Genomic DNA, 1361 nt, shown 5'->3' with positions numbered 1-1361 from the left:
AGTTCTGTCACATCTGTTACCCATTTTTTGTTAGCTTCAGTTTCACTAAATTCTCTATCTAATAAATTCTCTGCAGTAATAGTAGGTGTTGAGGGTCTATATCTTTTTCTTGCAGCACGTATGCAAGATTTTAATCCTAATTTTTTTCATTAAACGATATACTCGTTTGCGACTTACTTTTTTATCCAGTCTTAAACAGATATATACGAATACGACGATAACCATATATACCGTTGTATTTATTGAAAATCCACAAGATTTCTTACATTAATATTTCATCTTCAGTTTCACGCTGTGTTTTAAATTCTCTTCTCTTTCTCCACTTATAATAACTGGCTCTAGAAATTCCAACAACCATACATAACAGAGTTACTGGATATTCATTTTTTAAGTCTTCTATTACAAGGTACTCAACTATTTGTCTAAACGGCGATTGATCAGCTCTCTTTCTTTCTCCTTCAACTTTTTTAAAATCTTGTTTTCCATTTCTAAGTATTTGATTCTTTCTTCAAGAGCTTTTGTTTTAGCTAATGCTTGTTCTTCGTCAGTCATTGTCTGAGTTGACTTACCTTTACCTCTTCCGTCTACAAGACCGGCACTGCCAAATTTTTCATACTTTTTAACCCAACTATATACTTGACCATAATTAACATTATATTTTAAAGCCGTTTTCTTATAATCTTTTTCTGCCTCAATACATGCTTCTACTATTTCTACACGTTCTTCGAACGTTGTTTTTCTCGCTTTCATTGAATACACCCCTAGTAATGGAGAATATGAAACATTCTCTTTTCCTAAAGTATATCGTTTTATCCAATCCCTTACAGTAGAATATGCTGGAATATTATATTTTATTGCTAAATCAACAGCAGAAACACCTTCAGTTAAGTATTCCTGAACAATTGTTTCTTTAAATGCTTTACTATAAGTATTATTGCTTTTCTTTGGTAATAGTACCTCAACGCCATGTATTTTATATTGATGATATTTAAACATCACCTGTTTTCTATTTAATTCTATACCACTCTTTTCTATAGCTTCATTACAACTATAACCTTCATCTATTAAACTAAATGTTAAGAGAAATAATTTAGTGTCACTTTCGAGATATTTAGACATAAGAATGCTCCCCCTATAGTTTTGTTTTTTTTAGTGTCTACTATAGAGGGAGCATATCATCAATCTAGTAAAATAAAGTTTGCGAAGACAAAATTTTACTGGAGATGATGGTTATGGACTCATATAAATACCTTACCATAGAAGAACGCGAAAGGATATTCTTCAAGAAAAATCGCTAAAGCTATTTGCAGAAGCCCATCAACTGTTTCTCGTGAATTAGCTAGAAACGCTTCCTCTGGAAG

1 protein-coding gene and 1 pseudogene are annotated in these 1361 nt (G+C 31.7%); one reads left to right on the top strand and one right to left on the bottom strand.

Features of this window, described 5'->3' with window-relative positions:
- Positions 1-414: 414 nt before the first annotated feature.
- Entirely contained in the window at positions 415-1119 is a 705-nt protein-coding gene (locus DVJ99_RS12970; RefSeq protein ID WP_114604554.1) for a helix-turn-helix domain-containing protein, read from the bottom strand.
- 113 nt (positions 1120-1232) lie between these two features.
- Between DVJ99_RS12970 and DVJ99_RS13515 the strand changes: the two are divergent.
- A pseudogene (locus tag DVJ99_RS13515) lies at positions 1233-1361 on the top strand (helix-turn-helix domain-containing protein); the annotation flags it as partial.

Source organism: Staphylococcus sp. EZ-P03, assembly GCF_003344575.1.
GTDB classification, from domain to species: domain Bacteria; phylum Bacillota; class Bacilli; order Staphylococcales; family Staphylococcaceae; genus Staphylococcus; species Staphylococcus simulans_B.
Note: the sequence above shows the minus strand (reverse complement) of the source record. Positions and strands in the feature narration are given on the sequence as shown.